Here is a 23630-nt window from a genome sequence, read left to right on the forward strand (position 1 = left end):
AGACAAAGTTGGAATTTCAAGGATTTGGTCGGCTCGGCAAGGCGGCCAGAAAACAGAAGGAACGGGTACTATGACTATCAACTTGCAGAAGCCGGATATCACGGAGCTGAAGCCCCGCATCACCGTCTTTGGTGTTGGCGGCGGCGGCGGCAATGCCGTCAACAACATGATCACAGCGGGTCTTGAAGGCGTCGACTTCGTCGTTGCCAACACCGACGCGCAGGCGCTGACCATGACCAAGGCAGAACGGGTCATCCAGATGGGTGTCGCCGTGACCGAGGGTCTGGGCGCCGGCTCGCAGCCGGAAGTCGGCCGCGCGGCTGCTGAAGAGTGCATTGATGAGATCATCGATCACCTGCATGGCACCCACATGTGCTTCGTCACCGCCGGCATGGGCGGCGGCACCGGCACCGGTGCAGCCCCGATCGTCGCGCAGGCCGCCCGCAACAAGGGCATCCTGACTGTCGGCGTCGTCACCAAGCCTTTCCATTTCGAAGGCCAGCGCCGCATGCGGCTCGCCGACCAGGGCATCGCCGAACTGCAGAAGTCGGTCGACACCCTGATCGTCATCCCGAACCAGAACCTCTTCCGCATCGCCAATGACCGCACGACGTTTGCCGATGCGTTCGCGATGGCCGACCAGGTCCTCTATTCGGGTGTTGCCTGCATCACCGACCTCATGGTCAAGGAAGGCCTCATCAACCTCGACTTCGCCGACGTCCGCTCGGTGATGCGCGAAATGGGTCGCGCCATGATGGGCACCGGCGAAGCCTCGGGCGAGGGCCGCGCAATGGCCGCTGCCGAAGCTGCGATCGCCAACCCGCTGCTCGACGAAACCTCGATGAAGGGCGCACAGGGCCTCTTGATCTCGATCACCGGTGGTCGCGACCTGACCCTGTTCGAACTCGACGAAGCTGCGACCCGCATCCGCGAAGAAGTCGATCCGGACGCCAACATCATCCTCGGCGCCACGTTCGACGAAGAACTTGAAGGCCTGATCCGCGTATCGGTCGTTGCCACCGGTATCGATCGCACGGCCGCGGAGGTAGCCGGTCGTTCGGCCGACTTTCGTTCGGTAGCAGCGCAGAAGCCGATCATCCGTCCGTCCGCAGCCATTCCGGCACAGCAGCCGGCGGTTCCCCAGCACCAGCCCGCTCCGGTCCAGCAGCCGGTCGCCCAGCCGGTGCAGCAGCAGAACTCCGTCGACCAGATCGCGCTTGCGATCCGCGAAGCGGAAATGGAACGCGAACTCGACATCGCAACCCGCGCCGCCACCCAGGCTCCGGCTCCGATGCAGCAGGCTCACGACGACTTTCGTCCCCAGAGCAAGCTCTTTGCCGGTGCCGCACCGGTAGAAGCCGCTCCGGTCATGCGCCAGCCGGCTCCAGTTCAGCGTCCGGTCGAAATGCCGGTTCACGCACAGGTCCAGCCGCAGCCGGTTCAGCGCCAGGAGCCGATCGCTCCGGTGGTGCGCCAGCAGGCCGAGCCGGTTCGCATGCCGAAGGTCGAGGACTTCCCGCCCGTCGTAAAGGCCGAGATGGACCAGCGCGCCCAGCCGGCGCCGCAGTTGCAGGAAGAGCGCGGCCCGATGGGTCTTCTCAACCGCATCACCAGCTCGCTCGGCCTGCGCGAAAGGGAAAGCCCCAGCGTCAACGCCGACATGACGGCCGGTGCGCCGAGTGCGGCTTCCCAGCAGCGCCGTCCGCTTTCGCCGGAGGCCAGCCTCTATGCGCCGCGTCGCGGCCAGCTTGACGATCACGGTCGCGCCGCACCGCAGGCGCGCTCGCACGAAGATGATCAGCTCGAGATCCCGGCGTTCCTGCGCCGTCAATCGAACTGATTTGAAGGCCCGTTCCTTCACCTTGCCGAATGCCCGGGCTACCGCCCGGGCATTTTTGTATTTCTAGCATTCTTTCAATAGGTTGCCGGCGTCGAACGGCGTGTTACAGATGCGTAACAAAACGAAACGAACAGTGATTTGGAATGGTGCCTCAGAACCACTATTTTCAAGCTCGGAATTGGGGATGCATGCGATTCGATCACGCGCTGTCTGTTCGAAACGCAGAGTTCCGGCCTTTGGGCCGAAACTCTCGGGCGCCTTTCTTGCGCCCTGAAAACCGCTGCATCCGCCTGATGTTTGGGCCTTATGGCCATAGGTATTGAAAGTGACGACGAGAATGGGAATCGAACTGCTCGGATTTCAGACCACGATTGCTAGCCCGGTAACGCTCAAGGGAATTGGCGTTCATTCGGGCGCCGAGGTGGAAATCACCTTTCATCCGGCCGAAGCCGATGCGGGCATCGTTTTCCAGCGCGTTCTCGCCAACGGCCGCCTGAGCGAGTTCAAGGCGGTTTCCTCGCAGGTCGGCAACACCGATCTCTGCACCGTTCTCGGCATGTCGCCGGCCACCTCGATCGCAACCATCGAGCATGTGATGGCCGCCATCTACGCGCTCGGCCTCGACAACCTCACCATCGAGGTTCATGGCGCCGAGATGCCGATCATGGACGGCAGCTCCGAACCCTTCATCGATGCGATCGAGCAGGTGGGCGTTCGCGCGCTGGCGGTCAAGCGTCGTTACATCCGCGTGATCAAGCCGGTGCGGATCGAATCAGGTGCGTCCTGGTCGGAATTCACGCCCTATGACGGTATGCGCTTCGAGGTCGAGATCGATTTCGACTGCCCGCTGATCGGTCGCCAGGCCTGGAAGGGCGACATGACGCCTTCGGTGTTCAAGCGCGAACTGTCGCGTGCCCGCACCTTCGGCTTCATGCGCGACGTCGAGCGCCTCTGGGCTGCCGGCTACGCGCTGGGCTCGTCGCTGGAAAACTCGGTCGTGATCTCCGATGACGATTCGGTCATCAATGTCGAAGGCCTTCGCTATACGGACGAATTCGTGCGCCACAAGACGCTCGACGCCGTTGGCGACCTTTCGCTTGCCGGCGCACCGTTTATCGGCTGCTACCGTTCTTATCGCGGTGGTCACAAGATGAACGCAAATGTGCTCAAGGCTCTGCTCAGTGATCCCTCGGCCTACGAGGTCGTCGAAACCGCCACGCCACGTCAGCGCACCCGTGCGCGCGACATGGTTGCGGTTGCAGTTCCGGGCTTCGCGCCCTGGTCCGCATAACAACAAAAAGACACTCTCCTCCAGTCGCCGGCCGAAAGGCCGGCATTTTCATGTCGGCGCCGCCATAAATTTGCATGAATCACCGATCATGACGTTGCGGCATTGAGGCAACTTGCTCTAAAAGCGCATGTCTGGCGGGGTCGATGCCCGCAGAATGGAACGGGAATATCCGATGGTTCTTGCAGTTTCTGTTGATTTGAAAAAGTCAGCGCGTGTGTTCGCCGTGGTAGTCGCGGCCGTTGCCGGCAGCGCCCTGATTACCGCCTGCCAGAACGATCCCGATATCGACATCACCAAGCTGACGGCCGAGACCGATCCGCCGGAGGTGCTGTACAACCAGGGTCTCGCCAACCTCAATGCCGGCAAGACCACGGAAGCGGCGCGCAAGTTCGAAGCGCTCGACCGGCAGCATCCTTTCTCCGAATACGCGCGCAAGGCGCTCGTGATGAACGCCTTCGTCAGCTATCGCAACGGCCAGTACCAGGAGGCGATCAATTCCACCGGGCGCTACCTGAACCTCTATCCGCAGTCGGAAGATGCGGCCTATGCGCAGTACATTCAGGGGCTTGCCTATACCAAGCAGATCCCGGGCGTGACGCAGGACCAGAAGCCGGCCTTTAAGGCGATCGAGGCGATGCAGGCCGTCGTCGACAAGTATCCGGACTCGCAATATGTCGAGGATGCCCAGGCGAAGATCCGCTTTGCCCGCGACCAGCTCGCCGGCAAGGAAATGCAGGTCGGCCGCTATTATCTCGAGCGCAAGGAATACCTCGCCGCCGTGTCGCGTTTCCGCACCGTCGTCGAGAAGTATCCCAATACCAACCAGGTCGAAGAAGCACTGGCCCGTCTGGTCGAAGCCTATTACGCAATGGGCGTGGCCTCCGAAGCGCAGACCGCTGCCGCCGTTCTCGGACACAACTATCCGGACAGCCAGTGGTATGGTGATTCCTTCAAGCTGTTGCAGTCGGGTGGCCTCGAGCCTCGCGAAAGCGGCAATTCCTGGATTGCGCGCGCAGGCAAGAAGCTGATCGGCGCCTGACACGGAAGATTTGACCCCGGATGCTCGCCCAGATCTCGATCCGCGATATCGTCCTGATTGAACGGCTTGATCTGGCGTTCGAGGCCGGCCTGTCCGTGTTGACCGGTGAGACAGGTGCCGGAAAATCGATCCTGCTCGACAGCCTGTCGCTGGCCCTTGGCGGGCGCGGCGACGGCTCGCTCGTGCGTCACGGCTCGGACAAGGGCCAGGTGACGGCGGTCTTCGACGTGCCGATGGGGCACTCGGCACGGCTGATGCTGCGTGACAACGGCGTCGACGATGATGGCGATCTGATTTTCCGTCGCGTGCAGTCGGCCGATGGCCGCACCAAGGCTTTCGTCAACGATCAGCCGGTCAGCGTTCAATTGATGCGGCAACTTGGCCAGACACTGGTCGAAATCCACGGGCAGCATGACGACCGCGCGCTTGTCGATATCGACGCGCACCGCACGCTTCTCGACGCCTTTGGCGGCACGACCGACGAGGCAGAGCAGGTCTCCGGCCTCTACCGCGCCTGGAAAGATGCCGAACGCGGACTGAAGAAGCATCGCGAGCGCGTCGAGGCGGCAGCACGCGAAGCGGACTATCTGCGCTCCTCTGTCGAAGAACTGGAAAAGCTCAGCCCGCGCGATGGCGAAGAGGACGAGCTTGCCGAAAAGCGCGCGCGGATGATGAAGTCCGAGCGGATCGCCGGCGACATCAACGAAGCCTCCGAATTTCTCAACGGCAACGGCTCGCCGGTTCCATTGATTGCCTCGCTGGTGCGCCGGCTGGAGCGCAAGAGCCATGAGGCGCCGGGGCTGCTGGAAGAAACCGTCGAGCTCTTGGATGCCGCGCTGAACCAGCTTTCGGATGCGCAAATGGCCGTCGAGCGAGCGCTGCGCAACACCGAATTCGACCCGAAGGAATTGGAGCGGGTGGAGGAGCGCCTGTTTGCGCTTCGTGGCGCCAGCCGAAAATATTCCGTGCCGGTCGCCGAGCTTCCGGCGCTGGCGGTGCGGATGATTTCCGACCTGGCCGACCTCGATGCCGGCGAGGAGAAGCTGAAGCAACTCGACATGCAGGTTGTTGCGGCACGGGTGGCTTTCGACGCTGCGGCGCGCACCTTGTCCGACAAGCGACAGAACACGGCGTCGGCGCTGTCTGCTGCAGTCATGGCCGAGCTGCCGGCGCTGAAGCTCGAACGTGCCCGCTTCATGGTCGAAGTGCAGAGCGATGCGGCCCAGCCGACCGTCGACGGCATCGATCTGGTCGAATTCCATGTCCAGACCAATCCGGGCACCCGGCCGGGGCCGATCATGAAGGTGGCTTCGGGCGGCGAACTTTCGCGCTTCCTGCTGGCGCTGAAGGTGGCGCTTGCCGACCGCGGCTCGGCGCCGACCCTCGTCTTCGACGAAATCGACACCGGAGTCGGTGGCGCGGTCGCGGATGCCATCGGCCAGCGACTGAAGCGCCTTTCCGGCACGGTGCAGGTGCTTTCGGTCACCCATGCGCCGCAGGTTGCCGCACGCGCGGCGACGCATCTGCTGATCTCCAAGGGACCATCGACCGAAAAGGCCGAGATGATCTCGACCCGCGTCGCCCGAATGGACGACAAGGCCCGCACCGAGGAAATCGCCCGCATGCTCGCCGGTGCCTCGATCACCGAAGAGGCGAGGGCGGCCGCCGCCCGATTGCTTTCCGGCAACGGTTAGTGCCCGCTACGCCTTCTCGCCAAGTTGTCTCCCGGTCGAGCGCGTGTCTTTATTAGGCGTTGCGCGGATATGCGAGCTTTGGCATGTGGGAACAGCTCCAGCAGCGAATTCAGCTTCGACTGGACCAGATGCGCAAGCATCCGGAACTGATCCTGCTCTATTCTCTCGCCTTCGTCGGCTACATCCTGACGATGAAGGAAGCCAACAAACAGCTGGGGGTGATCGGCATCCTGGCGGTGGTGGCCGGCACGGCGCTCATCCCCTATCTGGTCGCGCGACTTCGCGGCGCGCGCAGCATCGAACTGCCGGACGAGAAGGACGATGGCGCCGCACCGCTCGGGTTTCTGCGCTCCAGCGCTGAGGATGACCGCCCGTACCTGGTGCGTGTCCCGCCATCGACGGCGGTTGCCTATGATGTCATCCGCAAGGCGCAGGACGTCTTTCAGAGCGACGCGATCGATCCGGAGGAGGATATGAAAGCCTTCTTCTCCGATCCCTACAGCCTGATCTGCCTGCAGGACTCCGACGACAATATCTACGGTTTCACCGACTACTACGCCTTCGAGAAGAAGCACTTCAAGCTGTTCCTGCAAGGTGACTATGGCTTCGACGACCTGCTTGCCAACGGGTTGCTTGTCCATCCGAAGGCGCGCAAGGCCAAGGTGGTCTATCTCGCTACCATCCTCAATCTCAGCTACCTGCTCGATTCCATGCGCAGCGAACGCCGGCGGCAGAACGGCATCCTCGTCTGGGCGACGGTGTCGGCGATCCTGGAGTACCAGGAGTTTCCGCCCGAAGGTATCGACCTCTATGGCATCGGCTGGGACAAGGGCGGCGCCGCCATCCTGAAAATGTTCGGCCTCGATCCGGTTGGTCGCGTCATGCGCGGCCTTGCGGAAGGCAAATGGATCTACACCAGACGCGGCGTCCACCGGCAGGATTTGGAAGGGATACGCGCGCGCTACCAGAAGCGATACGAGCGCTGGTGTGAGTTGGAGATCCGCCGCTGCGCCGACGTCGAGCCAAGTGTCGCTCCGGCCGGATGATCAGGGGAGACCGATAACGGCCGCTCTTTTCTTTCCCGACAGTTGCTCTAAAAAACGACTCCCAATCCGGAGTCGTCGCGCATGTCCAGTGAACTGAAACCCGTCGAGAAGCTGAACGAAACGGAAGCCGCCGAGGAGCTGGCCTTTCTCGCCTCCGAGCTTGCCCGGCACGACGCGCTCTATCATGGCAACGACGCGCCGGAGATCACGGATGCGGACTATGACGCGCTGAAGCGGCGCAACGATGCGATCGAGGCGCAGTTTCCGGCGCTTGCGCGCGAGGACAGCCCATCGAAGAAGGTGGGGGCAGCGCCATCCGTTACCTTCCAGCCGGTCGTTCATGCCCGGCCGATGCTGTCGCTCGACAACACGTTTTCCGACGAGGACGCCCGCGATTTCGTCGCCTCGGTCTACCGCTTCCTCGGGCAGCTGCCGGATAATTCGATCGCCTTTACCGCCGAGCCGAAGATCGACGGCCTCTCGATGTCGCTGCGCTACGAGAACCGGCGGCTGGTGACGGCGGCGACCCGTGGCGACGGCACAACAGGTGAAAACGTCACCGCCAATATCCGCACCATCGGCATGATCCCGCAGACGCTGCCGGCCGGCGCTCCTGAGATCGTCGAGGTGCGCGGCGAAATCTACATGGCGAAGTCCGACTTTGCCGCACTCAACGCCGAGATGGCAGCGCTCGGCAAGCCGCTCTACGTCAACCCGCGCAACACCGCTTCCGGGTCGCTCCGCCAGCTCGACGCCAAGGTGACTGCCAGCCGCAAGCTGCGCTTCTTTGCCTATGCCTGGGGCGAAATGTCGGAAATGCCTGCCGATACCCAATTCGGCATGGTCGAGGCATTCAAGGCCTGGGGTTTCCCGGTCAATCCACTGATGCAGCGGATTTCGTCGGCCGACGAGCTGCTGACGCATTACCACCATATCGAGCGCGAACGGCCTGATCTCGACTATGATATCGACGGCGTCGTCTACAAGGTCGACCGGCTCGACCTGCAGGCGCGGCTCGGTTTCCGCTCGCGCTCGCCCCGCTGGGCGACGGCGCACAAGTTCCCGGCCGAGCAGGCATTTACGCGGCTGACGGCCATAGACATCCAGGTGGGGCGCACCGGCGCGCTGACGCCGGTGGCACGGCTGGAGCCGATCACCGTCGGCGGCGTCGTCGTGACCAATGCGACGCTGCACAACGAGGATTACATCAAGGGGCTCGGCAACAGCGGCGAACCGATCCGCGAGGGTCGCGACATCCGTATCGGCGACATGGTGATCGTCCAGCGGGCGGGCGACGTCATCCCGCAGATCGTCGACGTGGTGATGGACGAGCGCAAGGAGGGGAGCGAGCCCTATCGTTTTCCGACGACATGCCCGGTCTGCGGCAGCCATGCGGTGCGCGACATCAACGAGAAGTCCGGCAAGGTGGATGCAGTGCGCCGCTGCACCGGCGGCTTCGTCTGCCGGGCGCAGGCGGTCGAGCATCTCAAGCATTTCGTCTCGCGCAATGCCTATGACATCGAAGGCCTCGGCTCCAAGCAGATCGAGTTCTTCTTCGAGAGCGAGGATCCGACGCTGTCGATCCGCACGGCGGCCGACATCTTCACGCTGGAAAAGCGCCAGGAGACGTCGCTGACAAAGCTCGAAAACATCGACGGCTTCGGCCGCGTCAGCGTGCGCAAGCTCTATGACGCGATCAACACCCGCCGCTCGATCGCGCTGCATCGCTTCATCTACGCGCTTGGCATCCGCCATGTCGGGGAGACCACGGCCAAGCTGCTCGCGCGCTCCTACGGCACCTACGAGGCCTTCGGCGCAGCCATGAGCGAAGCCGGCACCTTTACGGGTGATGCCTGGAACGAACTCAACAGTATCGACGGCATCGGCGAAGTCGTCGCCCGCGCCATCGTCGAGTTCTACAAGGAGCCGAGGAACCTTGAAGTGGTGACGCGACTGCTTGCCGAAGTGACGCCCGAAGGGGCGGAGATACCGGTTGCGAGCGACAGCCCGGTCGCCGGCAAGACCGTGGTCTTCACCGGTTCGCTCGAAAAGATGACGCGCGATGAGGCCAAGGCCAAGGCGGAAAGCCTCGGCGCCAAGGTGGCAGGTTCCGTGTCGAAGAAGACCGATATCGTCGTCGCCGGCCCGGGAGCGGGCTCCAAGCTCGACAAGGCGCGCGAACTCGGCGTGCAGACGATGGACGAGGACGAGTGGCTGGCGCTGATCGGGGGCTGATGCCCACGATCAGGGGCGCTGGCAGGCGTTGTCGTTATGCCTGTTCCGCGTCGTAGGCTTCGGATGCTGCCTTCAGCGCGGCGATGTCGTCGGCGCAGATGACATTGCGCAGCGCGTCGAACTTCGACCTCTCCCATCGGTAGATGCCGAGTGAGAGCAACGTCTCGATGTCTGCTTCGGGAAAGCGCTGGCGAACGGGGCGGGCCGGATTGCCGGCAACGATGGTGTAAGCCGACACGTCTCTGGTGACGATCGCGCCCGAAGCGATGACGGCGCCTTCACCAAGGGTGACTCCCGGCATGATCATGGCGCGCATGCCGATCCAGGCGCCGTCGCCGATGATCGTGTCGCCCTTGCCGATATAGGCTTCGCCAATCATATCGATGAACGGATAGAGGCTGACCCAATCGGTGCGGTGGGTGTGGTTGCCACCCATCAGGATTACCGCCTCGGCACCGATCGCGACGTAGTCTCCGATCCGCAACTGGTCGATCGGCCATTGCGGCTCCCAGGCCTTGAGGCTGTAGTCGTCGCCATAGAGGTAGCGAACGACGCTCTCCTCGAAGGAACCCGTCCAAGCGTTGCTGTAGTAGCTGTTGGTGCCGCGCACATGGATATTCGGGTTGCGCACGGTCTCGTGCAAAAGCTCGACCTTGGACCAATGCTTGGCTTCGACATTCATGGACATGGGGCTTCCTCATTCTGCTCATTGCAAGCGTCAGCGACGGCTCACTCGCCTTCTCGACGTATGGGTTCCCCAACTATCCGGTTTTTCGGGCAATTTCTCCCCAAAACCTCTGCGGCCGATAGCCTCGCTCATAGTTGCGTGCACCGGATCAGACAAAAAAAAGCGCCCGCCGCGAAACGCGGCGGGCGCAAGGCAAGGGGATTGCGTCAGATCAGGAGGCCTGCTGCTGGGCGGCTTCCATGTCCATCCACATGAATTCCCAGACGTGGCCGTCGAGATCCTGGAAGCTGATGCCGTACATGAAGCCGTAGTCGAGTGCCGGCTTCCAGGGCTTGGCACCGGCAGCGAGTGCCTTGGCGAGCATGTCGTCGCATTCGGCGCGGCTCGAGGCGGAAAGGGCGGTGATGACCTCGGTGCCCTTGCTGGCATCGCTGATCTCGCCGGTGATGAAACCGCGGAACTTCGGTTCGGTCAAAAGCATGACGAAAATATTGTCCGAGATCACCGTGCAGGCGGCCGTGTCGTCGGAGAACTGCTCGTTGAAGGTATAGCCGAGTGCCGCGAAAAAGGCCCGGGACGCCTTCAGGTCCTTGACGGGCAGGTTTACAAAAATCATGCGCATGGAATGCTCCTCGTAGGGATTTTCTTGATTGAACATAACTAGGACGTTCGGCGTGACACGCAGCCGACAGCCGTTCAGACATTTTTTGAGAAATGCGAAGTGTCCCCGCTGATGTGGTGTGCAATCATAGGTTTTCAAGCATTTCCGGTTCACCCGAGATTACTGGCAATTCGCTCGGCAAGGTGCCGGCGGCGCGCTCGAAATGGGCGAGCACATCTGGAACGGCGGCGAGTGCCACACGAGGCCGATCAGAGTTTGGCGGTCCATGCTGAATCCGCATCGTTTGCACCTCGCACATTTCTGGCGGATGTTCCATGGTCTCCGGACCTCGTGAAGAGGTGCGGCGAGCAACGATGACTGTCGGCGCCCGGGATGTGAGGAGACACGATGCGTTTGAACCAGGTGACGGTGACGATGCCCGATCTCGATGCGGGGTGGGAGTTCTACCGCACGCTCTGGCTGCAGCCGATCGTCGATGCGCGGCCGCATTATGTGCGCTTCGTCTGCCCGGATGGCGGCAGTTCGTTTTCGCTGCATCAGGGCGAGGCGGGCGGCAGCGGCACAACCGTCTACTTCGAGTGCGACGATCTGGATCTGACCGTCAGCCGGCTGATCGAGGCCGGTATCCTGTTTGCGAGCAGTCCCGCCGACAAGAGCTGGCTGTGGCGGGAAGCCGAAATCTTTGATCCCGCCGGCAACCGCATCGTACTTTATTTCGCAGGCGCCAACAGGCTCGATCCGCCCTGGCGGGTGCCGAGTTCCGCCCACAGCTGAGCTTGCCCGCCCGGACCGTGCGATAATTGGCTTGGCTCTATTCGCAGCGGCACCAATTCCGTTTGTCTTTTTGCGCTGCACAAGATAGAGGTTTGCAGCCAAATTTTGTGCAATTGCCTTTTCGCGGAGCGGGCCAAGAGCCACAGGCCGCGGGGCGGGGCGCTAGCGGCGCCTTCGCGGATTGGAGGGTCCGGATTTGAAGACCATCACCACCATCACCGAGCTGCGCGCAGCCCTTGCCGAATACCGGCGGGCAGGCAAGACGGTCGGGCTCGTGCCGACCATGGGCTATCTGCATGTCGGCCATATGGAGCTTGTGCGCCGTGCGCGCGGGCAAAATGACGTCGTCGTTGCCAGCATCTTCGTCAATCCGCTGCAGTTCGGCCCCAACGAAGACTTGAGCAAATATCCGCGCGATCTCGCCCGCGATCAGGCGATGCTGGAAGAGGGCGGCGTCGACTTCCTGTTTTCGCCAGGGGTGTCCGACATGTATCCGCGACCGATGGAAACGGTGGTCGACGTGCCGAAGCTCGGCTCCGAGCTTGAAGGTTCCGTGCGTCCCGGCCACTTTGCCGGCGTTGCGACTGTCGTCACCAAGCTGTTCAACATCGTGCAGCCGGACCGCGCCTATTTCGGCGAGAAGGATTTCCAGCAGCTGCAGATCATTCGCCGTATGGTCGATGATCTCGCCCAGCCGGTGGAGATCATCGGCGTGCCGACGGTGCGCGAGGCCGATGGGCTCGCCTGTTCGTCGCGCAATGTCTACCTCAGCGCCGCTGAGCGTGAAGCGGCTGCCATCGTGCCGAAGGCACTTGCCGAGGCCGAGCGGCTGGTCGCGTCCGGGATCACCGATGCCGTCGAAGTGGAAAGGGCCGTGACGGCTTTTCTTTCCGCCGAACCGCTGGCTCGACCCGAAGTCGTGGCGCTGCGCGATCCTGGCACGCTCGAAACAATTCAAGAGATCGGTGACAAGCCGGTGCTGCTGCTGCTCTTCGTGCGCTTCGGCACGACGAAGCTGCTCGACAACCGCGTGATTGCCGCCAAATCCGCCCATTTTGCAAAGGTTGCCTGAGAATGAGCGTACAATCTGCCAGACGCCGCCTGAGCCCTGCCAATATCGAGGCGCTGAAGGGCGAGCGCCCGATCGTCAGCCTGACGGCCTATACGACACCGATTGCCCGGCTGCTCGATCCGCATGTCGATTTCCTGTTGGTCGGCGATTCGCTCGGCATGGTGCTCTACGGTCTCGACACCACCGTCGGCGTCACGCTCGAGATGATGATCGCCCATGGCCAGGCGGTCATGCGCGGCTCGGAGCGCTCCTGCATTGTCATCGACCTGCCGTTCGGCTCCTACCAGGAATCCAAGGAACAGGCCTTCCGAAGTGCTGCACGCGTTTTGAAGGAAACCGGCTGTAGCGCCGTGAAGCTCGAGGGTGGCGCCGAGATGGCCGAGACGGTCGAGTTCCTCGTCAGCCGCGGCATTCCGGTTCTCGGCCATGTCGGGCTGATGCCGCAGCTCGTCAACACCACCGGCGGCTATCGCTCGGTCGGTCGCAACGAGAAGGAAGTGGCCAAGATCCGCCGCGACGCCAAGGCGATCGACGATGCCGGCGCTTTTGCGATCGTCGTCGAAGGCACCGTCGAGCCGGTTGCGCGCGAGATCACCGGGGAATTGCGCTCGCCGACCATCGGCATCGGCGCATCGCCGGCCTGCGACGGCCAGATCCTCGTCTCTGACGATATGCTGGGCCTGTTCAACGACTTCAAGCCCCGCTTCGTCAAACATTTTGCCGAACTGGCGCCGGCGATCTCGAAGGCTGCGGAGGAATACGCCAACGAGGTCAAGGCGCGCACGTTCCCGGGTGTCGAGCATACGTTCCAGGTCAAGCGCTGACACATCTCTTTGCACGACCTGGCCGCGCCAACGAGCACACGGCGACTTTGAACAGGAGGGCGCAGGTCATGCGGCTTGCGCCCTATCCCACTGGGGGAGCGATCTTCGGATAAATGCCCCACCGCCAGGTGGTCGGTGGCGAGGCGGCGGTGAAAAAACGGCGATCGCTTATCGACCCGTGCGCATTTCGTTCAAGCCTGCCGCGGTCAGGCATCATAAAATTCAATCATTGTATAAGCGCAATTGAATTGTTGGTCGGGGCGGGAACGCCTATCTGTCCGGCACAGGACGACAGCCGCGCGCGCCTTGAGGTGCACAGTCGCTGTCGCAGTTTTGAAATGCTGCATGTGGCCTTGATCGATCCCGATTAAAGACGGCATGCCGCGGGCGCCCATTGCCGGCGCCGCGGGAGGATTCCATGAGAAAAGACGAATTCTGGGAAGGCGTGCGCGGCGGCTTCCCGATCATGCTAGCGGCGTCACCCTTTGGCGCGCTGTTCGGTGCGCTTGCGGTCGACAATGGTTTTACCATCGCCGATACCGTGTTCATGAGCGCGACGGTTTATGCCGGCGCCAGCCAGATGGTCGGCATCGAGCTGTTCGGCAACCATGTCCAGCCATGGCTGGTGGTGCTTTCGGTCTTCGCCGTCAACTTCCGCCACGTGCTCTATTCCGCCTCGATCGCCAAATACATCCGGCATTTCACCCCGGTCCAGAAGTTCTTTGCCTTCTTCCTGCTGGTCGATCCGCAATATGCCGAGACCGAGAAGCGCGGCGAGCGTGGCCTGCCGGTGACCTTCCCCTGGTATCTCGGCTTCGGCCTGGTGATCTATTTCCCCTGGATCTTCAACACGCTGCTTGGCGCGATCTTCGGTCAGTTGATCGGCGATCCCAAGGCCATCGGCCTCGACGTGCTCTTGCCGATCTACTTCCTCGGCCTGGTGATGGGTTTTCGCAAGCGTGACCGCTTTTTGCCGATCGTTGCGGTTTCTGCCGTGGCGTCGGTTGCCGGCATGCATCTCGTCGGCTCGCCCTGGCATGTCAGCATCGGGGCGCTGGCGGGCGTGCTGCTCGCCGCCTGCCTGCCGCCGACCGAGACGGTTTCGGCACCGCCCGTCGCCATCGAGAAGGAGGCCTGAGCCATGGACCCGCAACACCTCAATCTCATCTATCTGATCATCGCGGCGGCCGCTGCGACCTTCATCACCCGCATCGGTGGCTATGTGCTCATCACCCAGATGAAGCAGATCCCGCCGCGGCTCGAATCGGCATTGAACGCCGTTCCGGCGGCGGTGCTGACGACGCTGGTGGCGCCGGCCTTCGTCTATGGCGGCTTCGACGTCGCGGTCTCGATGTTCGTCGCCTTCGCCATTGCGCTCGGGCTTAATCTCTCCACCTTGCGCATGCTCGTCATCGGCTGGGTGGTGGTGATGCTGATCCGGCATCTCGTCCTGTAGGTTCCTCACCGCCTTTGTGCGGGCAATCCCTGTCGCTGGTCGTGTCGTCGAAGACGGCGCGGGCAGGGCAGGGTGCGCTGAACGCTCCGGCGTTGGCTTCGGGCGCGTCCTGGATTATCATCCTCTGATTGCCGGAGAGGTACGGCTGCGCCGCGCGCCCTGTCTGACGCGCAAAGGTCGCGGTTGCACTTTGACTTGCTGCAGCCTCCCGGTGGTGGAGGAGCGACCATGATTACCAGGATCTCGATTGCCCTTTTGCTCGCGCTTGCGCCTGCGACGGCCTTTGCCAACCAGTGCCCCACCATGATGGCTGCGATCGATGCGGCCATCCCGACGGCCTCTCTTTCCGAGGCCGACATGGCGAAGGTCACGGCGCTGCGCAAGCAGGGCGAAGACCAGCACAAGGCCGGCGATCACGCCGCGTCGGAGGCAACGCTCGGCCAGGCCAAGAAACTGTTGGGAATCTGAAAGGAAAAGCCGGGGCTTCCCCCAAGCCTTTGTGCTTCTTCTTGAAAGCCGGCGTCAGAGCGGGATGAGGAAAACTGCGTGCGGTTTTCCGGCCGCATCTCGCCCCAATTTGCTACAGCGCCGGGCGCTCTCCCGGATTCGCTTGTTGCGCTTTAAGCTCTTGTTTTTGCGCATGTCGTTATCGCAAAACCACTGCGCACCTTTGCGCGACATGCTTTGGGGACTGGAAACGCGCTTCAGCCCCTTCGCAATGCCCCACTCAGCGTGTGATGGCTTTCGTCGCGGTCTTCAGCCAGTTGCGGGTCTCGTCGCCCACCAACAGCGGCATCAGCTTTTCGCGCGTCTCGGCGTGGTAGGCGTTGAACCAGCCCAGTTCCTCGTCGGTCAGCAACGCCGGCAGCACCAGGCGGCTGTCGATCGGGCAATAGGTGATCGTGTCGAAGCCGAGCATCGCCAGGTCGCCGCCGGCGATCTCTTCGGCCGGTTGCACCACGATGAGGTTTTCGATGCGGATGCCGAAGGCGCCGGGGCGGTAATAGCCGGGCTCGTTCGACAGGATCATGCCGGGCAGCAGTTCCTGGGTTGAAAGCCGGGCGATGCGCTGCGGTCCCTCATGCACCGAGAGGTAGGAGCCGACGCCGTGGCCGGTGCCATGGGCGTAGTCGGCGCCAGCCTTCCACAGCGCGATGCGGGCCAAGGGGTCAAGGTCGACACCGCGCGAGCCCTTGGGGAAACGCGCGGTGCTGATGGCGATCATGCCCTTCAGCACCAGCGTGAAGAAGCGCTTCTGCTCTTCCGGAACCGCGCCGACCGCCACCGTGCGGGTGATGTCGGTGGTGCCGTTGATGTATTGCGCGCCGGAATCGATCAGGAACATGGTGCCTGCTTCGATCGCGCGGTCGGTTTCGGTCGTCACGCGGTAGTGCATGATCGCCGCATGCGAGCCGGCACCGGAGATGGTGTCGAAGGAAATGTCCTTGAGTGGGTTTTGCATGCGCTCGCCGACGGTGGCACGGGCGGCTTCCAGCTGGTTGGCAGCGCCGATCTCGGTGACGGTGCCGGGCTCGGCCTTGTCGAGCCAGGCGAGGAATTCGACCATCGCGGCGCCATCCTGCAGATGCGCGCGGGTCGAGCCCTCGATCTCGGCCCTGTTCTTCTGGGCGCGGGGCAGGCGGGCTGGGTCGACGGCCTCGACGACCTTGCCGCCCTTGGAGCGGATCAGCTCGGAAATGGCGAAGGAGGCAAGGTCCGGGTCGAGCATGACGGCAGCACCCGCAGTACTGAGCGTCGACAGGCGGTCGTCGAAGGTCGAGGGTGCTGCGATCTCGGCGATCTGGGTGAGATAGGCTTCCTGCTCGATGCCGGTCTTGCGCTTGTCGAGGAAGATCTCGGCGCGGCCGTCGGCATGGATGATGGCGCGGGCGAGCGGATGCGGCGTGTGCGGCACGTCGGTACCGCGGATATTGAAGGTCCAGGCGACGGAGGAGGGGTCGGTCAAAACCACGGCGCTGGCACCGGCCTTTTCGAGGCCGCCAGCGATGGTCGCGATCTTGTCCTTGGCAAGCTCGCCGGCCTGCTCGATCGGCTGGATGGAGACGCGGCCGAGCGGGGCTGCCGGGCGACCGGTCCAGATGCGGTCGAGCGGGTTGTGGTCGAGGAAGACGAGCGAGCCGCCGAGGACGGCAAGCGCCTTTTCCAGCCGGCGCACTTCAGCGCCTGTGTGCAGCCACGGGTCGATGCCGAGCCTGAAGCCCTTGGTGCCGTTATTTTCCAGCCAGAGATGCGGCGGCTCGCCGATGAGATCGCCGCCGATAAAGACCTGGCCGTCGACCTGTTCCTTCAGCTGGGTCACGTAACGTCCATCGACGAAAACGACAGCCTGACGCTGCGTAATGAGGGCGACGCCGGCGGAACCGGTAAAGCCGGTGAGCCAGGAAAGCCGCTCCGACGATGCCGGCACATACTCGCCCTGGAACTCGTCGGCACGGGGTACGAGAAACCCGTCGATGCCGAGGGCGGCGAAGGTGGCGCGCAAGGCTTCTGTGCGCTCCTTGCCGAACTGGGGCGTGGAGGTGACTTCAAAGGACTGAAACATGAGGGATTTCCGGTAAATTGGGCGGAGAACCGCGGGAAAGATGCGCGATCTTAGCGGAAACGTCCATGGGGAGGAAAGAGGCGAGATCCTGCCGGGCATGCCGGCGGCAGGACGTGCACAGAATCAGAGCATTTCCAGGAAAAGTGCGAAGCGGTTTTCCGTCAGGAAATGTGTAAAAACAAAGAGATAGAGCGTTTTTGCGATTCCGCATAAATCGGAAATGCTTTAGAGGGCGATTGCTCATTTACCATACATATGCGCTTTCTGCATGGCTCCTATGCCAAGAAGCTGCTATCTCTATCGGAATAATAGTTTATAAGCCGCCTCAACGAACACGGACGAACATCCGGTGGTTCAAAAGCCTGCAGTTCCGAGAATAGTTGATCACTCTGTTCTCCTCCTCCCTCAAGGGTGGTCAATTTCGGAACGGTAGACGCCCGCTCGAGCGCTCCTCCTCCTCAGGCTCGCGGGCATGGTTCGGTCTCAAGCCGAACCAGCAGGCGATGCCCCTGGCATCGCCTTTGTTTCGAAGGGCCGCCCGTCATGAAAGACGTGGCGGCCTTTTCGTTTTTCTTCGGCTTGGCTTTTTGGCGCTGGCACCCTGACATCAACGGCTCTTTCGTGCGCCGTTATGGAGCACGTGCCACAAGATGATTTTGCACAAGGTCACAATCCCGATATTGTGGACGAGTTCGGTTTCCCAACAGAGTGCGCCACCCGAAGGAGACGTGGGAGCGTGGTCGAGAAATCAATCCACCGCCGCCTTGTTGCGATCCTCGTCGCCGATGTGGTCGGCTATTCCCGCATGATGGAAGCCGATGAAGCCGGGACGTATGAGACGCTGAAGGAGCGGCGAAGTCATGTGCTCTACCCGGTGGTGCGCGCCCATGGAGGACGCATCGTCAAGCTGATGGGCGACGGCGTGCTGGTCGAATTCGCCAGCGCGATTGACGTCGTCGAGGCCGCGCTCGAGCTTCAGCGGAAGATGGCGGAGGCGAATGCCGGTGTTCCAGAACCCAGCGAGATCCTGCTCCGCATCGGCATCAACATCGGCGATGTCATCGGCGAGGGTTCAGACATTTATGGCGAGGGGGTCAACATCGCAGCGCGACTGGAAGCGCTGGCCGAGCCGGGTGGCATCTGCATGTCCGAGAAGGTGCACAATGAAGTCCGAGGCAAGATCCCCGTCGTGATGAAAGACCTCGGACTGGTGCAGCTCAAGAACATTGCTGCGCCGGTCAGGATCTTCGGAATGGAGACGGCCCGGGCACTGCTCCAAACGACACTTTCTCGCGGCAGGGAATTTACCACCATCGCCGTTCTGCCTCTCACGAACATGTCGGGAAGCACAGAGCAGGACTACTTCGCCGACGGCCTCACCGAGGACATCATCACCGAGCTGAGCCGCTTCCGGAATCTCTCCGTCGTCGCCAGAAACACCACGTTCAGCTACAGGGCCCAATCGGTGAACGTGGCGGAGGTGGGCCGGCAGCTCGGTGCGGAATTCGTCCTCGAAGGCAGTGTCCGGCTGGCTGGCCAGCGCCTGCGCGCCTCGGTGCAATTGATCGACACACAGACAGGGGCGCATGTCTTTGCCGAGAGATTCGATCGCGAAATGGCGGACATCTTCGCGGTCCAGGATCAAATCGTCGATGCGATCATAGGTCGCCTGTTTTTCAATCTTCAAGAGGTGGCCGGGGCCGTTCGCGCAAGGAGTTCGACGACGGATATCTCCGCCTATAGGTCCTGGCTCCGGGCAGGGGCTGCCTGGCGCAACGGTGACGAACAGGGTGCACGCGGGCACATGCAGGAGGCGATCCGCGTCGACCCGACCTATGCGCCCGCTCTCGCCTCGCTAGGATTGCTCTACGCATACTGGCGGTTCAGTGAGCCTGATGCTGCGACAGATGCCGGGCTTGAGGTTGAGTGCCAGGAATATGCCGCGCGGGCGATCGCTGCCGACAGAAACGATCCATTCGTCCTCACCAGCGTTGCTGCATGCTTTCTGTTGGTCGGGAAAATTGACGAGGCCCTGCGCTACTCCGACATTGCGATCTCGATGAGCCCGCGCGACATGAACGTCCTTGTCGCCCGAGGCATGATCCTTTCCTATGCGGGAATGCATGAAGAAGGCTTGGCGCTTGTCGAACGGGGCTGCAAGTTCGAGCCGCTCCTGCCGCCGGCGTTCCTCTCCAGTCTCGGGGACTGCTACTATCTCGCGCGCAGGTTCGATGCGGCATTGACCGCCTACGGAACCCTGATCGATCCGCCGTATTTCTTCCGATTGAACCAGGCGGCCTGTCTCGCCCAGCTCGGCAGGCCAGGCGGCCTGTCTCGCCCAGCTCGGCAGGGCGGAGGAGGCGGCAATCATAACGCGCGCGATGCCCGCGGCGTTCGATGCAGACGTCTACGCCCGAAACACCGCGAAGATTTGCTCCTTGTCAGAGGATGCGGAGCTCTGGCTGAACGGCTTCCGCAAAGCCGGCATATCCATCGCTCAGTTCTCCCACCGCCGTCCGGCGAAGGGATAGGCTGCAAACCGAGACCAGGTCAGGCTTTGCGAAGAAACCCTGCGGCTGTCGCTCCGGACGCGTGCCTCACTTCTCCAGGTGGATCGTCACCCAGCCGTTGCGCCAGATGGTGCGGACATGGCGCAGGTGCTGCCCGTTATAGGCGGCAAGCACCTTCCAGCGCTGCTCGGCAAGAATGCCCGAGAGGATCACCGAGCCGCCGGGGGCGAGGTTGGCGGTCAGTTGCGCTGCCATCTTCATCAGCGGACGGGCGAGGATGTTGGCGATGATCAGGTCGAAGGGGCCGTTGCCGCTGAAGGCGGTGGAGTGAAAGCCGGGGGCCGTCGCAAAGGTCATGCCGGTGACGACGCCGTTGCGGCGGGCATTTTCCTCGGCAACGCGGGTGGCGATCGGGTCGATGTCGGTGGCGAGCACCGTCACATGCAGGAGCTTCCAGGCAGCGATCGCCAGCACGCCGCTGCCGGTGCCGAGGTCGAGCACGTTGCGCACCGTGCGGGTGCGCGCCACGGTCGCCAGCACTTCGAGGCAGCCGGCGGTCGTGCCATGGTGGCCGGTGCCGAAGGCCTGGCCGGCCTCGATCTCGATGGCGATCTCACCGGTGCGGACCTTGTCGCGGTCATGGGAGCCATGCACGACGAAACGGCCGGCGCGCACGGGCGCCAGCCCCTCGAGCGACTTGGCGATCCAGTCGATATCCGGCAGCACTTCGCGTTCGATGGCAAGATGGGAAAAGTCGTCGGCAAGCGCCTCCGTCAGCCGCTCGTTGACGCTCTCCTCGTCGGCCGCCATCATGTAGATCGAGGCTTCCCAGACGTCGCGCTTTTCGTCGACTTCCGTCGTGCCGATGGCAAAATCCTCTTCGCCGAAGACCTCGCTCATGCGGTCGAGCACGGCTTCCGCCTGCTTCTCGGTGGTGGTGACGAAAAGTCTGATCTCGCTCAAGGCTCTGTCCTTCGGCTGGCTCTGCATAATCGCCGCACGCCCTATCCGACGTGCGCCGCTGCAAGCCCCCGCCGCTAGCATGAAAGCTTGGCAAACGCAAAGCGCCGGGCGATGCCGGCGCTAGCAAAGATGTTCGATTGGGGCAGGAGCGGTCCTCAACCCTTGGTGAGGTTCTCGAGCTTCTTGATCGCGGTTTCGGGGTTTTCCCCGTAGGCGATGGTGCCGGAGAAGCTGCCGTCGGCGTCGAGCAGGAACACCGAGGCGGTATGGTCCATGGTGTAGTCGCCGTCAGGCTTTTCGGCGTCGAGCGGCACCTTTTTGGCGTAAACGCGGTAGCCCTTGACCATCTCCAGCACCTTGTCGGCCGGACCGGAAATGCCGGTGATGCGCTTGGACACGTTGGAGACGTACTGGCCGAGAATTTCAGGCGTGTCGCGCTCAGGGTCGACGGTGATGAAATAGGCCTGCAGCTTGTTGCCTTCCGGGTCGACCTTTTCCAGCCAGCCGTTCAGCTCGAACAACGTCGTCGGGCAGACCTCCGGGCAATGGGTGAAGCCGAAGAACAGCGCGGTCGGTTTGCCGGAGAAAGCCTTCTCGGTGATCTCCTTGCCATCCTGCGCCACCAGCGTGAAGGGCACGCCGAAGGGGCCGGAGGCGCCCTGCTGCTTCGACTGGGTCATCTCGTAGGTCAGCCAGCCGAGAACGCCGGCCATGACGACGACGGCGGCCCAAAGGGCGATGCGAATGGTTTTCATGCGTGCTACCGATTTAGTTGGGGCCTTGGCCGGCCATATCAGGTTGATCGGCTTTTGATACCGTCTCCGCCGCAGCCACGCAAATGGGACAATTGCCGCAGGCAATCTCTTTGTGTTGAAGCATTTCCGGACGGAAAACCGCTTCGCACTTTTCCTGGAAATCCTCCGGCAGTAATGCCCGTCAGCTCAGATGCACCAGGCAAGGCCGGACTGGGCGAGCGCCAGGAAGATATCGGCGCCGTTCGCCATCCAGCCGCGGAAGGCGAGAAGCGTCACGACGGCAAGCGCCATCGCAAGACCCGCAAGCAGCGGAAGCCGGATCGATCTCTGCGTTCTCGTGTTCATGACCCTATCATAGCATCCGGAGCGCCAAGGGGAAGGGATCTCCGGCCGGGCCGGAGATCGGCGTTCAGGCGGCCGGCAACACCAGCGGGTCGAGATCGGCGCGGTAGCGCTGGACGGCCTGGGTCGTTTTCGCGTCGAAGGGCAACAGAAGCGGCAGGAGAAGATCGCGCAGGAACAGTGCGACCGGGCCCTTTGCCTGCTTCTTGGCGCCACGGCGGCGGCTGATGCGGACGATGTGTTCCACCCGGTCGCGCCGGAGCGTCTCATAGGCCCTGAAGGCCCGGCTCGGCGCGCCATAGGCGGTGAGGCAGGCGGCGAGCACGACGGCATCCTCGATCGCGATCGAGGCGCCCTGGCCGGCATGGGGAGAGACCGCATGGGCGGCATCGCCAAGCAGCACGACGCGATCGTCGAACCAGCGCGGCAGGTGGCCCATGTCGAAGACCGGATAGGCGCGCGGCACCGAGGTGACGGCCGCGGCGATGTCGCGGACCGGGGCGGCGTCGCCGGCGTGCTGGGCGCGGGTGCGGGCGGCAAGGGCTGCCGGATCCGGCCGGCCGATCGCCGTCTCCTCGTCGAGCGTGAAGGAATCGAACCAGAACACCGGCCCTTCCTGCGCCTTGATGTAGCCGAAGAAGGCGCTTTCGCCGAACATCAGGCGCAGCACGCCGCCGCTCGACGGCACGTGAGGACAATCGAGAAAGCCGCCGGTGCCTGTCAACCCGGTATAGAGCGGCTCGGGCGAGGCGGGCAATGCGAGGCGCCGCGTGCGCGACCAGACCCCGTCGCAGCCGGCGAGCCAATGCGCATGCGCACTCTCGCCGTTGCCGAAGCGCAAGGTCACGCCGTCCGCTTTCCGCTCGATGTCGATGAGCGCGTGGTCATAGCGAATGTCGACGCCCTGCGCCGACGCTGTCTGGCGTAGCGCCTCCAGCAGGTCGGCGCGACGCAGGGTGATGCTCGCGGCGCCCGCCTGCCGTTGGGCTTCCCGCTCATCGAGCAATGCCAGCCGTCGGCCAGCGGCGTTGAGGATTTCAATGCCGGTCGTCGGGATGCCGAGGGAAGAGACACGCTCGGCAAGGCCGAGCGCGCGCAGCGCATTGATGCCGTTCGGCGCCAGCGTCAGGAAGGCGCCTTCGCCGGACGCCTCCCGCGGCCGCGCCTCGAAGATCTGGACTGAGTGGCCGGTCTGGCGCAGGCGAATGGCGAGGGACAGGCCGGCAATGCCGGCGCCTGTTATCGCGATGGAATTCTGCTTTGGCATATGCGTCTCCAAGGCTTGCGTCCGCTGCAAGCGAAGTTCATATTGTTGCGATGAATGAAAAGTACGATGGATTAATATTTAGATGATCGAAGTAAATTCGTCAAGCCCGGCGCCGGACGGACTCGTCCGAGCAATTGGCGGCGCCGTGATGCGCTGGCAGGATGCGACCCAAGCCTATGACGAGGCGGTGGGCGAGCGGCTGCAGCTCAATGCCGCCGAGCGCCGCTGCCTCGCGTTCTTGCATGCCGGCCCGCGACCGGCCGGCGCGATTGCCGAGGAGACGGGACTGACGCCAGCGGCGGTGACGGCGCTGATCGACCGGATGGAGGCACGCGGCCTCTTGCAGCGGACGCGCAGCGCCGAAGACCGGCGCAAGGTGATGGTGGAAAACACCGATGCAGTGGAGATGCTGACGGCGCCCTATTACCGGCCGATCGCCGAGGAAGGTGCCGGCTTCCTCGCGACCTTTTCAGCCGCGGAGCAGGCGGTTCTGCTGCGCTTTCTCGAAGGGGCGACCGCGCTCCAGCAAAAGCATCTCGCCGCGCTGCGTTTCTCCCCATGATTCGGGGGTCGGCTTAGCGAATGCTTAAGGTCTGTTTGCCAGTGTTTTGCCAACGCGGGTGAAGTGCTTCACCTCTACATGACATGA

21 protein-coding genes and 1 pseudogene are annotated in these 23630 nt (G+C 62.9%); 14 read left to right on the forward strand and 8 right to left on the reverse strand.

Annotated elements, in window-relative coordinates; all coding sequences use genetic code 11:
* Positions 1-70: 70 nt before the first annotated feature.
* The 6 genes from ftsZ (at position 71) to ligA (ending at position 9145) form a co-directional block, all read left to right on the forward strand.
* Positions 71-1840: a cell division protein FtsZ gene (gene ftsZ / locus ASD00_RS32265; protein WP_057211125.1), complete on the forward strand. Its 1770-nt coding sequence runs from the start codon at positions 71-73 to the stop codon at positions 1838-1840.
* A 337-nt stretch (positions 1841-2177) separates the two neighbouring features.
* Entirely contained in the window at positions 2178-3131 is a 954-nt protein-coding gene (gene lpxC / locus ASD00_RS32270) for a UDP-3-O-acyl-N-acetylglucosamine deacetylase (RefSeq protein ID WP_025427717.1), read from the forward strand.
* A gap of 172 nt (positions 3132-3303) precedes the next feature.
* The gene (locus ASD00_RS32275; RefSeq protein WP_025427716.1) at positions 3304-4170 is read left to right on the forward strand and encodes an outer membrane protein assembly factor BamD; all 867 of its coding nucleotides are present in this window, start codon (positions 3304-3306) and stop codon (positions 4168-4170) included.
* 20 nt (positions 4171-4190) lie between these two features.
* The gene (recN, locus tag ASD00_RS32280; protein ID WP_025427715.1) at positions 4191-5864 is read left to right on the forward strand and encodes a DNA repair protein RecN; all 1674 of its coding nucleotides are present in this window, start codon (positions 4191-4193) and stop codon (positions 5862-5864) included.
* Positions 5865-5947: 83 nt separating this feature from the next.
* Positions 5948-6910 carry a hypothetical protein gene (locus ASD00_RS32285; protein ID WP_025427714.1) on the forward strand — a complete coding sequence of 321 codons (963 nt, stop codon included), beginning with the start codon at positions 5948-5950 and terminating at the stop codon, positions 6908-6910.
* Between the two features lie 81 nt (positions 6911-6991).
* On the forward strand, positions 6992-9145 hold the full coding sequence (gene ligA / locus ASD00_RS32290; protein WP_025427713.1) for an NAD-dependent DNA ligase LigA: 2154 nt from the start codon (positions 6992-6994) through the stop codon (positions 9143-9145).
* A 34-nt stretch (positions 9146-9179) separates the two neighbouring features.
* On the opposite strand, the gene ASD00_RS32295 is transcribed toward ligA, so the two are convergent.
* The 3 genes from ASD00_RS32295 to ASD00_RS40575 form a co-directional block, all read right to left on the reverse strand.
* The gene (locus tag ASD00_RS32295) at positions 9180-9833 is read right to left on the reverse strand and encodes a CatB-related O-acetyltransferase (RefSeq protein WP_198956844.1); all 654 of its coding nucleotides are present in this window, start codon (positions 9831-9833) and stop codon (positions 9180-9182) included.
* A 211-nt stretch (positions 9834-10044) separates the two neighbouring features.
* Complete coding sequence (locus ASD00_RS32300; RefSeq protein ID WP_025427711.1) at positions 10045-10455, reverse strand: VOC family protein; 411 nt, start codon at positions 10453-10455, stop codon at positions 10045-10047.
* A gap of 124 nt (positions 10456-10579) precedes the next feature.
* Positions 10580-10771, reverse strand: coding sequence for a hypothetical protein (locus ASD00_RS40575; protein ID WP_144239155.1), 192 nt, complete (start codon positions 10769-10771; stop codon positions 10580-10582).
* A gap of 71 nt (positions 10772-10842) precedes the next feature.
* Between ASD00_RS40575 and ASD00_RS32305 the strand changes: the two genes are divergently transcribed.
* From ASD00_RS32305 to ASD00_RS32330, 6 genes are all read left to right on the forward strand, one after another.
* Positions 10843-11229, forward strand: a complete 387-nt coding sequence (locus ASD00_RS32305; RefSeq protein ID WP_057211127.1) for a glyoxalase/bleomycin resistance/extradiol dioxygenase family protein — start codon at positions 10843-10845, stop codon at positions 11227-11229.
* A 196-nt stretch (positions 11230-11425) separates the two neighbouring features.
* Positions 11426-12301, forward strand: a complete 876-nt coding sequence (gene panC / locus ASD00_RS32310; RefSeq protein ID WP_025427709.1) for a pantoate--beta-alanine ligase — start codon at positions 11426-11428, stop codon at positions 12299-12301.
* Positions 12302-12303: 2 nt separating this feature from the next.
* On the forward strand, positions 12304-13125 hold the full coding sequence (panB, locus tag ASD00_RS32315) for a 3-methyl-2-oxobutanoate hydroxymethyltransferase (protein WP_025427708.1): 822 nt from the start codon (positions 12304-12306) through the stop codon (positions 13123-13125).
* A gap of 418 nt (positions 13126-13543) precedes the next feature.
* Complete coding sequence (locus ASD00_RS32320; protein WP_025427707.1) at positions 13544-14263, forward strand: AzlC family ABC transporter permease; 720 nt, start codon at positions 13544-13546, stop codon at positions 14261-14263.
* A gap of 3 nt (positions 14264-14266) precedes the next feature.
* Positions 14267-14581: an AzlD family protein gene (locus ASD00_RS32325; RefSeq protein ID WP_057211129.1), complete on the forward strand. Its 315-nt coding sequence runs from the start codon at positions 14267-14269 to the stop codon at positions 14579-14581.
* 228 nt (positions 14582-14809) lie between these two features.
* Positions 14810-15049, forward strand: a complete 240-nt coding sequence (locus tag ASD00_RS32330) for a hypothetical protein (RefSeq protein ID WP_025427705.1) — start codon at positions 14810-14812, stop codon at positions 15047-15049.
* Between the two features lie 259 nt (positions 15050-15308).
* On the opposite strand, the gene ASD00_RS32335 is transcribed toward ASD00_RS32330, so the two are convergent.
* Positions 15309-17144: an aminopeptidase P family protein gene (locus ASD00_RS32335; protein ID WP_025427704.1), complete on the reverse strand. Its 1836-nt coding sequence runs from the start codon at positions 17142-17144 to the stop codon at positions 15309-15311.
* 631 nt (positions 17145-17775) lie between these two features.
* Between ASD00_RS32335 and ASD00_RS42395 the strand changes: the two are divergent.
* Positions 17776-18306: pseudogene (locus tag ASD00_RS42395) on the forward strand (adenylate/guanylate cyclase domain-containing protein); the annotation flags it as partial.
* A 1435-nt stretch (positions 18307-19741) separates the two neighbouring features.
* Here the strand turns inward: ASD00_RS42395 and ASD00_RS32340 are convergent.
* The 4 genes from ASD00_RS32340 to ASD00_RS32350 form a co-directional block, all read right to left on the reverse strand.
* Positions 19742-20617 (reverse strand): 50S ribosomal protein L11 methyltransferase, encoded by an 876-nt coding sequence (locus ASD00_RS32340; protein WP_025427702.1) that lies wholly within the window; start codon positions 20615-20617, stop codon positions 19742-19744.
* 155 nt (positions 20618-20772) lie between these two features.
* Positions 20773-21372 carry an SCO family protein gene (locus tag ASD00_RS32345; RefSeq protein ID WP_025427701.1) on the reverse strand — a complete coding sequence of 200 codons (600 nt, stop codon included), beginning with the start codon at positions 21370-21372 and terminating at the stop codon, positions 20773-20775.
* Between the two features lie 186 nt (positions 21373-21558).
* Entirely contained in the window at positions 21559-21717 is a 159-nt protein-coding gene (locus ASD00_RS41065; protein WP_025427700.1) for a hypothetical protein, read from the reverse strand.
* Between the two features lie 64 nt (positions 21718-21781).
* Entirely contained in the window at positions 21782-22981 is a 1200-nt protein-coding gene (locus ASD00_RS32350; RefSeq protein WP_057211131.1) for an NAD(P)/FAD-dependent oxidoreductase, read from the reverse strand.
* Positions 22982-23129: 148 nt separating this feature from the next.
* On the opposite strand from ASD00_RS32350, the gene ASD00_RS32355 reads away from it, so the two are divergent.
* A complete protein-coding gene (locus ASD00_RS32355; protein ID WP_348272081.1) occupies positions 23130-23543 on the forward strand; it encodes a MarR family transcriptional regulator in 414 nt (137 codons plus the stop codon).
* The last annotated feature ends 87 nt before the right edge of the window (positions 23544-23630 follow it).

Origin of the sequence: Ensifer sp. Root31 (assembly GCF_001424825.1) — a bacterium.
GTDB lineage: Bacteria > Pseudomonadota > Alphaproteobacteria > Rhizobiales > Rhizobiaceae > Ensifer > Ensifer canadensis.